Source organism: Allobosea sp. 05T422_2 (assembly GCF_056396265.1).
Genome location: NZ_JBFTLD010000260.1, coordinates 1 through 9,509, shown reverse-complemented (window position 1 = coordinate 9,509; position 9,509 = coordinate 1). Strand labels below are relative to the sequence as shown.

The 9,509-nt window shown below is 64.4% G+C and carries 9 protein-coding genes and 1 tRNA gene; 4 read left to right on the top strand and 6 right to left on the bottom strand.

All coding sequences use genetic code 11. The features are described 5' to 3' along the window. Window positions 1–145: 145 nt before the first annotated feature. Both AC1DJT_RS29910 and AC1DJT_RS29905 read right to left on the bottom strand, forming a co-directional pair. Window positions 146–481, bottom strand: coding sequence for a hypothetical protein (locus AC1DJT_RS29910; RefSeq protein ID WP_476770582.1), 336 nt, complete (start codon window positions 479–481; stop codon window positions 146–148). A gap of 78 nt (window positions 482–559) precedes the next feature. Continuing rightward, the gene (locus tag AC1DJT_RS29905; protein WP_441491560.1) at window positions 560–1,201 is read right to left on the bottom strand and encodes a YoaK family protein; all 642 of its coding nucleotides are present in this window, start codon (window positions 1,199–1,201) and stop codon (window positions 560–562) included. Between the two features lie 420 nt (window positions 1,202–1,621). Here AC1DJT_RS29905 and AC1DJT_RS29900 point away from each other — a divergent pair, with 420 nt between their 5' ends. Next, window positions 1,622–3,187 (top strand): 2-isopropylmalate synthase, encoded by a 1,566-nt coding sequence (locus AC1DJT_RS29900; RefSeq protein WP_476835467.1) that lies wholly within the window; start codon window positions 1,622–1,624, stop codon window positions 3,185–3,187. Between the two features lie 106 nt (window positions 3,188–3,293). Here the strand turns inward: AC1DJT_RS29900 and AC1DJT_RS29895 are convergent, their stop codons facing one another. Then, entirely contained in the window at window positions 3,294–4,118 is an 825-nt protein-coding gene (locus AC1DJT_RS29895) for a class I SAM-dependent methyltransferase (protein WP_441491559.1), read from the bottom strand. A 96-nt stretch (window positions 4,119–4,214) separates the two neighbouring features. Then, on the bottom strand, window positions 4,215–4,697 hold the full coding sequence (locus AC1DJT_RS29890; protein ID WP_476770581.1) for an Lrp/AsnC family transcriptional regulator: 483 nt from the start codon (window positions 4,695–4,697) through the stop codon (window positions 4,215–4,217). Between the two features lie 122 nt (window positions 4,698–4,819). On the opposite strand from AC1DJT_RS29890, the gene phhA reads away from it, so the two are divergent. From phhA to AC1DJT_RS29875, 3 genes are all read left to right on the top strand, one after another. Continuing rightward, window positions 4,820–5,695 carry a phenylalanine 4-monooxygenase gene (gene phhA / locus AC1DJT_RS29885; protein WP_441506283.1) on the top strand — a complete coding sequence of 292 codons (876 nt, stop codon included), beginning with the start codon at window positions 4,820–4,822 and terminating at the stop codon, window positions 5,693–5,695. A 135-nt stretch (window positions 5,696–5,830) separates the two neighbouring features. Continuing rightward, window positions 5,831–7,105 carry a solute carrier family 23 protein gene (locus AC1DJT_RS29880; RefSeq protein WP_441491556.1) on the top strand — a complete coding sequence of 425 codons (1,275 nt, stop codon included), beginning with the start codon at window positions 5,831–5,833 and terminating at the stop codon, window positions 7,103–7,105. 143 nt (window positions 7,106–7,248) lie between these two features. After that, a tRNA-Lys gene (locus AC1DJT_RS29875) sits at window positions 7,249–7,324 on the top strand. A gap of 218 nt (window positions 7,325–7,542) precedes the next feature. Here the strand turns inward: AC1DJT_RS29875 and AC1DJT_RS29870 are convergent. Continuing rightward, entirely contained in the window at window positions 7,543–8,508 is a 966-nt protein-coding gene (locus AC1DJT_RS29870) for a 1-aminocyclopropane-1-carboxylate deaminase/D-cysteine desulfhydrase (RefSeq protein WP_441506282.1), read from the bottom strand. 123 nt (window positions 8,509–8,631) lie between these two features. Then, the gene (locus AC1DJT_RS29865; protein ID WP_476835466.1) at window positions 8,632–9,309 is read right to left on the bottom strand and encodes an HPP family protein; all 678 of its coding nucleotides are present in this window, start codon (window positions 9,307–9,309) and stop codon (window positions 8,632–8,634) included. Window positions 9,310–9,509 lie beyond the last annotated feature (200 nt).

Genomic DNA, 9,509 nt, shown 5'->3' with positions numbered 1-9,509 from the left:
ATCACGCACCCCTAGATTGACCTGTCGGCTCTGGATCTGATGGCATGGTGTGGCGGTCTTCGTACTGACCACGGACAGAAGCATGATCCTGGCGACGAGATATCGTTCAGAGGGACTTGACGATCAAAGGCCCATTACAGAAGCCTTACGGATAACCGAACCGTGACTTGGTGGCGCGCACCTGGGAGATCGCCCTGGCGTCATTGCCCGCGGCGCAACTCCTGCGGGCATTGGCAATCTCGGCACTGACGCGGCTGTGCACGCCCTTGGTGGTGTGGCCGGTCGCGAGGTCGTTATCCATCACCGCCTGGAAACGTTCGACCTCGCCCGAGCAGCCCGATCCGCTCGGCATGCGGAAGGTGCTGGGCGTCACGCCCGGTGCTGCCTGCTCCGGTGCCGGGGCGGGCGGTGGTCCGGCTGTCTGGCAGGCGGCGAGAAGGAAGCCGGCGAGGGCGGGGATCAAGAACGAAGTGGCGCGCATCGCATGCAGGCTCCGGCTGGCGAATGGCCGGGACAATGACCGATTCCCCGCGCCGTTCCAATCGCCTCCGCTCGCAGGTCAGTCCGTCAGCAGGAGGCGGGAGGCAGCCAGTGTCAGGAACCCCGAGAAAGCGGCCGCCAGCCAGATTGCGTCGAGTCCGATCATGTGATGCGCAAGAGCGCCGGCAACCGCTCCGCTCAGCAGCCCAAGCCAGAGCGTGAAATGGCGCAGCCAGGCGAGGCGGGAGCCGCCAAGCAGGGCCCCGGCGATGCGTTGCCCCATCTTTACCAGCGTGCCGGTCATGTAGGTCAGGCCGATCGTGACTTCGCCGTCGCGCTGGAAGACGGAGTTTTCCATGCCCATGGCGACGGCGAGCATGGCGATGCTGATGCCGGCCTCTCCCAGCCTGTCGGACAGCGCAGCGATGAAGAGACAGATCGTCAGAGCTGCCAGCACGGCGGTATGCCGCCTCGTCCGGGCAAAATGGCCGACGAGCGAGCCGAGCACCACGCCGCCGACGAAGAGCATGATGATACCGCCTGCCAGCGCGATACCGCCGAGATGGCCGTTGGCGAGTTCGATCCCGAGCCGCGTCGTATTCCCGGTCATGAAGGACACGAAGAAACCGCCAAGGCTGATGAAGCCGAGCGCATCGACATAGCCCGCAAGACAGGTCAGCCCGACCGCAAGACCGATCGTGCGGCGGTCGTAGCGCATCATCGGATATCTCTCCCCAGCCTGCCCGGCGATCGAATGCGATTCGCAGGGAGCGGACAATGCATGCCGCGCCAGCAGTTGCGGCCCGGTCAGGATAGCGAGACTCCGGCCGGGACGACGTTGCAAACTTCGCATGTGTCACATGCTTGCGCACCGCGGGTGCTTTCGGTTACATCGTGTCCAGTCGAACGAGGAACGCCCGTGGCCGCATCTGCCACCCATGCCTGGATCCTGAGCCGCGCCGCTGCGCGGACGGTCGGCATGCGCGCTCCGCTTGGCCTTGGTCAGCTTCTTCTCCTTAGCCGCCCCTGAGGGCCGGCCGGGCATGCATGCCTGGGCGCTCAGGGGAGTGACGAGAACCGCCTTCCAGACCTAAYGCGCCCATCCGAACGACCGCKGCGCGACCCATTCAGGATCACGACCATGACCAACGCTTCCCAGACTGCATCCTCCAAGGACCGGGTGCTGATCTTCGACACCACTCTGCGTGACGGTGAACAATGCCCCGGCGCGACCATGACCTTCGAGGAGAAGCTGGAGGTCGCGGATGTGCTGGACGCGATGGGCGTGGACATCATCGAGGCCGGTTTCCCGATCGCGTCCGATGGCGATTTCGAGGCCGTCTCGGAAATCGCCAAGCGGATCAAGCGTGCGACCGTTGCCGGGCTGGCGCGCGCCATCAGCGCCGATATCGCTCGGGCTGGGGAAGCCGTCCGCCACGCGGTGAAGCCGCGCATCCACACCTTCGTCTCKACCTCTCCGATCCATCTGCAGCATCAGATGCGCAAGACCGAGGATGAGGTTCTGGAGATCATCACCAGGACCGTCGCCCAGGCGCGCAACCTGGTCGAGGATGTCGAGTGGTCGGCGATGGATGCGACGCGCACGCCGATCGAGTATCTCTGCCGGGCGGTCGAGACAGCGATCAAGGCGGGGGCGACGACGATCAACCTGCCCGATACCGTCGGCTACGCGACGCCGGACGAGTATCGCACCATGTTCAGCTCGATCCGCGAGCGCGTGCCGAATGCCGACAAGGCGATCTTCTCGGTGCACTGTCATAACGATCTCGGCCTGGCTGTCGCCAACTCGCTGGCCGGCATCGAGGGCGGCGCGCGGCAGGTCGAATGCACGATCAACGGCATCGGCGAGCGCGCGGGCAACGCGGCGCTGGAAGAGGTGGTGATGGCCCTGCGGGTCCGTGGCGACGTGCTGCCCTACGATACCGGCATCGAGTCGGCCATGCTGATGCGTGCGTCGAAGGCGGTTTCCACCGCCTGTTCCTTCCCGGTGCAGTACAACAAGGCGATCGTCGGTCGGAACGCTTTCGCCCATGAAAGCGGCATTCACCAGGACGGCATGCTGAAGCACCAGCAGACCTATGAGATCATGACGCCCGCCTCGGTCGGCGTGACCAAGACCTCACTGGTGATGGGCAAGCATTCGGGGCGCGCCGCCTTCCGCTCCAAGCTGAAGGACATGGGCTACGATCTCGGCGACAACCAGCTGGAGGACGCCTTCACCCGGTTCAAGGCCTTGGCCGATCGCAAGAAGCACGTCTATGACGAGGATATCGAAGCGCTGGTCGACGAGAACATCGCAACCGCGCATGACCGCGTGAAGCTGGTCTCGCTGACGGTGATCGCCGGCACGCGTGGCCCGCAGCGGGCCATGATGAAGCTGGATGTCGAAGGGCGCGTCGTCGCCGAGGAAGCCGAAGGCAACGGGCCGATCGATGCGGTCTTCAAGGCGATCAAGGCGATCGTGCCGCACGAGGCCCATCTGGAGCTCTACGACGTCCATGCCGTGACGGAGGGCACCRATGCCCAGGCCGAGGTTTCTGTCAGGCTCTCCGAGGGCGGTGCGTCGGTCACTGGCCGCGGCGCCGACCCCGACACTCTGGTCGCTTCGGCCAAGGCCTATCTCTCGGCGCTCAACAAGCTGATCGCGCGTGGTGCGCGCGTGCATGCGCAGGCGGCTGCGGAGTAGCTGCCACCCTTCAACTGCGGGCCCCGGGGCGAGACGATGAGTTCGTCCCGGGGGCTTGCGGTAAAGTGATGTTCCGGCGGTTTGCGACGAGACCGGCGATGCCGCGTCAGCCGGGCTTGCTACCTCTGGCGACCAGGGCCGGCGACGGCACGGCATAGATGCCGTTGCGCTCGTATGCGGAGACCCGTTCGCGCAGATATTCCTTGATCCTGGCCAGGTTCTCCGGACGCTGCAGGCGCAGGACAGCTGCGGCGCGGACCGTGCCGGATGAAATGGCGTCGATGATCGCGTCGGGAGATGAAACGCGCCAGACCAGCGGGACTTCCACGGTCGATATATTCACGAAACCGGCTCGGGCGAGCAACTGGGCGGCGAAGCCCGGTTCGCCATAGCTGAAGAAGTTGGGGCCGGGAGGCAGCCCCACGTCCAGCGAGCCATGAGCGTGGATCGCGTCATAGACCATCGAGAAACCGATACACTTCGTCGCGTCGCTCCACGAGGCGTAGGCAAAGCGCCCGGCGGGTTTGAGAGTGCGGCAGGCCTCGGCCAGTGCCTTGTCCGGATCGGGCAGGTGGGGCAATCCGAAGGCGTTGAGGACGGCATCGAACTCACCATCGGCAAAGGGGAGGGCCTCGGCATTCCCCTCCACAAAGCGGATATCTGGATAGGTCTGCTGTGCCAGCCGAATCTGGACTGCGGAAAAGTCCAGKCCGATGGCATCTGCGCCATGGTCACGCGCGGCGGCCGCCACATAGCCGACACCGCAGGCGACATCGAGAACCCTATCCCCCGCATTCAGATCGGCGGCGCGGATCAGCTCGGGGATGCAACCCGATGTCACTTCGCCCAGATTGCGATGATAGGCGAGCGCGACCGTCGCCGAGCCCCAGCCCGTCTGCTCGAGATTCCCGAAGGCACTGGATGCGGCCATCAAACGGGCCTCCCCATTACACTCCGCTTGGCCGCGGTCGCGCGGCGCGCATCGTACTTGAGGATAGCACGATCGGAGCGAAACGTCCGCTCGCCCTCACACCGGCCAGCCCTCGTCCGCTTTGATCGTCGCCAGCACGAAGGAGGAGCGCATGTCCGCGACGCCGGGCAGCGTCAGCAGGCGCTGCATCGCGAATTCGCCATAGGCCTCGATATCGTCCGCGACGATATGAACGAGCAGGTCGCATTCGCCGGTCATGGCCTGACAGGAGATCACCTCCTCGAAGGATTTGAGCTTCTCGACCAGCCTTGTCCGCCAGTCCGGGTCGGATTGCGAGAGCTTGACGAAGGCATAGGCTTCGACGCCATGGCCGAGTGCGCGCCGGTTCAGTTCCGCGCGGTAGCCGGCAATGATGCCGTCCTCCTCCAGCGCCTTGAGCCTGCGCAGGCAGGGCGAGGCCGCCATGCCGATCTCTTCGGACAGAGCTGCGTTGGTGATCCGGCCGTTACGCTGCAGGGCACGCAGGATCCGCCGATCGGTCTCGTCGAGCCGAGACGGGTTTGCAGGATGGTGGGGCATCATCGGACCTCAATCCATTTCCTCGGGTCATATCCTGCCAACAGACGTGTCGAAGAACAAGAAATGGTCAGGACATGACCGTCGGCTCCGCGCATGCTCAGTGCATGCAAGGGAGGTGCGCCATGTCGACCGATCCGTTCTCCCGCTCCGGCTTGAAGCCGCATGAAATACCAGAGGATTTCGTCGTCGATCAACGTTTCGACGCCTATTCGCGGGCTGATCATGAAACCTGGTCGCGGCTGCATCGACGCCAGGCCGAGTTGCTCCGCGGTTGCGTCTGCGACGAATATTTCGAGGGGCTCACTGCGCTTGGCATCGCTGCCGATGGCATTCCCGATTTTCGCGACCTGAACCGCGTGCTCGAAGCGGCGACCGGCTGGACGGTGGTGGCCGTGCCGGGGCTGGTGCCGGACCGGGTCTTCTTCACGCATCTGGCGGCACGCCGCTTCCCAGCGGGCTTCTGGATCAGGCGGCCAGAGGAGTTCGACTACATCGAGGAGCCGGACATCTTCCATGACATCTTCGGCCATGTGCCGCTGCTGATGAACCGGGCCTATGCCGATTTCGTCGCGGCCTATGGCGAGGCGGGATTGCGACTGCATGATGCCGCCGATCTTGCGCGGCTGGCGCGGCTCTACTGGTACAGCGTCGAGTTCGGGCTGATCGAGACCAAGTCCGGCCTGCGCATTTTCGGTGCCGGCATCGCCTCCTCGCCGGGGGAGACGATCTTCGCGCTCGAGAGCACATCACCCAACCGCATCGCCTTCGATGCGGTCCGCGTGATGCGTACGCTCTACCGCATCGACGATTACCAGCAGAGCTATTTCGTGATGCCCGGCTTCGACGCCATGCCGGCGCTTGATGAAACATCGCTGGCGATGACCTTGTCCCAGGCGCGGGCCGGGGCCGATATCGATCCGGAAATGGCGCTGCCGGCGGATCGTCTTTTCCAGCGTGGTGATCAGAGCCACCATCGGCAAACGCAGATCGCCTCCTGAGCTGCCGGGGAGAACCGGTTTTCCCCTGAAATCACAGCGATTTCGCTGCCGCCGTCTTGGCGGCGGCAGCGCGCTTGCCTTCTATGTCCGTTCGTGACGCGAGCATGGTCGCGGCTTGGCTGGGGAGCGTGAGGCATGGCTGGCTATTTTCCGAAATGGACATTGAAAACAACCGGCGCGGTGATGCCGGATGAGCGGCTGCCGACCGGGCAGACGATCGTCGCGGGGTTGCAGCACGTCGTTGCCATGTTTGGCTCGACAGTGCTGGCACCGCTGCTGATGGGGTTTGACCCCAATGTCGCGATCTTCTTCTCGGGCATCGCGACGCTGCTCTTCTTCGTGATCACCAGGGGGCAGCTGCCGAGCTATCTCGGTTCCTCCTTTGCCTTCATCGGCGTGGTGATCGCTGCGACGGGCTATGCCGGGGCTGGCCCCAACGCGAATATCGGGGTGGCGCTTGGCGGCATCATCGCCTGCGGCGCGGTCTATTTCGCCATCGGCCTGATCGTGCAGGCCGTCGGCACCAACTGGATCGAGAAACTGCTGCCGCCCGTGGTCACCGGCGCGGTTGTCGCCGCGATCGGTCTCAACCTGACCGCGGTCGCGATGAACATGATCTCGGCGAGCCCCTATACGAAATGGATCGCGTTGTTCACCGTCGTCGCGGTCGCGCTGGTGGCGGTTTACGGGCGCGGGCTGGCGCAGCGGCTGCCGGTGTTGATCGGCGGCCTCACGGCCTATGTGGTCTATGCTGCGACGGCCTCATCTTTCGGCGCTCCGACAATCGATTTCGGGAAGATCGCCGCAGCATCCTGGTTCGGCTTGCCGAATTTCGTCGCACCGGTCTTCGATTTCAAGGCGATGGCGCTGATCGCTCCGGTCGCGATCATCCTGGTCGCGGAGAATCTCGGGCATATCAAGGGCATTGCCGTGATGACCGGCCGTAACCTCGATCCGCTGATCGGGCGCGGCTTCATGGCCGACGGGTTGGGGACCATCATCGCCGGGTCGGGCGGCGGCACGGGCGTCACGACCTATGCCGAAAACATGGGCGTGATGGCGGTGACGCGGGTCTATTCGACCCTGGTCTTCGTCGCTGCGGGCGTGATCGCACTGGTGCTCGGCTTCTCGCCCAAATTCGGCGCGGTGATCGGCACGATCCCGGTCGCAGTGCTGGGCGGTCTCGCTGTCGTCGTCTTCGGCCTGATCGCTGCGACTGCGGGCCGGATCTGGGTCGAGAACAAGGTCGATTTTTCTGCGCCGAAGAACCTCATCACGGTTGCGACCGCGCTGATCCTCGGCGCCGGCGATCTCAAACTGCCGATTTTCGGCTTCGAACTCGGCGGAATCGGCACCGCTACCTTCGGTGCGATCGCACTTTACCACCTGCTCAATCGCCGCACTGCGTGAGGATTTCTCGCAGTTGCACACAGGCATTTAGCCGGAGTGCATTTTTCTGCTCAAACGGGGTGGACAGGGCAGGGGGCGTTTGTTACACGCCCCCTGCCTGACGCGGTTCCGGCCGGCAGAAAGGCAACGTCTTCGTGGCGTATGGGTGATTAGCTCAGTTGGTAGAGCAGCTGACTCTTAATCAGCGGGTCGTAGGTTCGAGCCCTACATCACCCACCACGAACCTTCCTTGAAGTTCAGATATTTAGCCCCGCCTGGGGACCGGCCTTGCCCGGGACCGGCATGGTTGTTTTGCGGCTCGTGCTGCATGTTCCGGTATGCATTCGTGCCGAGCCGGCCAAATCTTCGACCCAGCGTAGCAGCGGCAACTTCGGCCAGATTCCAGCGCTCCGCACAGCCGGACGAGCGCCCCGTTTGAACGAAGGCGTGTGCGCGGATCAGCCCTGTTCGAAAATCGCCGGCGTGCCGCCGGTGTGCAGGATGCAGGCCGCGTCATCGGGCGAAATGATGCGGTCTTCCGCCAGCTTCAGAAGCCCGGCGAAGGTTTTGGCCACGTAGGTCTGTTCAAGGATCAGCGCCTCATGCCGGGCAAAGAGAGCTGCCGCCTGAACCGATGCCGGCGTGGGGGTGCCATATCCCTCGCCGAGTTGTCCGAGGTCGATGCGGACGCGGTCGAGACACCCTGATGGCAGGGCTCGGCCAACAAGCCCAGCAAGGTCGCGCAGGATAGCGTCGAGACGGCGCCGAAGGGTACAAGCGTCGTATTCGACGCTGACCAGATGGAAGGTCCACGGCAGTCCGAGGACGGCCGCTCCGAAGATCATTCCCGCTTCCGTCACGCCCATCGAGCCGGGAAGTACGATGTGCCGGAGATCGAGACTCAGCGCCTGGGCCTGTTCGGATAACTCCTGCGCCGCCCGGACATAGCCCAACGCCCCCAGAACCGGATCGCCAATCAGATAGGGCCGTCGTCCCGCTGCCACGAGTTCGGCGATTGTCTGCCACGCCAGCCGCCCACGCTCCTCCTCGCCAACGGGGCCGAGCATCTGGATGTCGGCCCCCAGTCGCTTCGTCAGCAGGGCGTTGCCGCGCAGAGGAGCCGATGGGTCGCCGGCATAGAGGACGAGCATGTCGATGCCGATTTTTGCCGCCGCCGCCGCGGCCAGCCGGCATTGGTTGGAGGGCAGGCCGCCGGCCACCACCAACATGTCGCTCTTCCGTGCGAGCGCTTCTCCGATCCAGAATTCGAGGCTGCGCACCTTGTTGCCGCCGAAGGCCAGCGGCATGCAATCGTCGCGCTTGATCCAAAGCTGCGGATGCCCGGTCACACGGCCGATGCGGCGCATCGGCTCAAGCGCCGTTGGGCCGCCGACGAGATCGATCCGCGGAAACGCGCTCAGCATGACGTGGTCCAGATCCAGAATGCAGGGGCGCCGCCGCGACGCCGAGCATGGCGAGACAAGCGAAGCGCCCTATAGCAATAGACAAGCCCGGCGGCGGTGCAATCCAGCGCTCGATGCTGACGTTCAGGACGTCCGGGCTTGTCGGCGTGCCGCATTTGCCTCCGCATATTGCAGCAACCGGTCCAGATCATCGCGCGCGATGTCAAAGGTCTCGCCCATTTGCGCCAGAGCTTCGTCGATATCCGCCGCGATGAAGGGCGGAGCTGAGCCCGTCGGGAGTTTGTTCAGCTCGGTTCGTGCTGCACGATGGGGATAGGAGCGGCGCGAGAGGGCATGGAATGCCACCCCGAGCGCAACCAAGGCCAGCGAGTTCAACCCGACGGGGATCAGCGGGAACAGAGAGCCCCATTTGGCGACAGCCGAGCCACCAAGTGCGGCAGTCAGGGCAACCGCGCCGCCGGGAGGATGAAGCGACCGCGTGACCGACATGACGGCGATCGCAAGCGCCACCGCGAGCGCCGCGGCGAGGGTGACGTCAGGAACCGCCCAGGCAACGCAAAGGCCGACGCAGGCGGAGATGACGTTGCCACCAATGACGGGCCAGGGCTGGGCAAGAGGGCTTGTCGGAACGGCGAAGATCAGGACCGCGGAAGCCCCAATCGGCGCAACAACCAAGGGAGAAGGGGCCKGGAAGAGCAGGCCGGCTGCGGCGGTCAACGCAATGGCGACGAACGCGCCCGCACAGGCGATCAGACGTTCCGAGATCGTGGCGCCGGCGAGAATGGGACTGAAGAGTTTCACGCTGCCCGCACTGGTCCGATCGGTCGGGAGCGCTGCTTGTAATATGAGCATTGCGCACAGATCAACGGAAATTGCTATAATTCACGTTATTGTACGTTAATTTGGCGGCGGGGAGCTGGATGCAGCGGGGCGAGACCCAGGCGCCAGAAGTCTTGCCCGGTTCTTCCTGCACTGTTGATCAGTTCCGCTGCCGGGTGGGT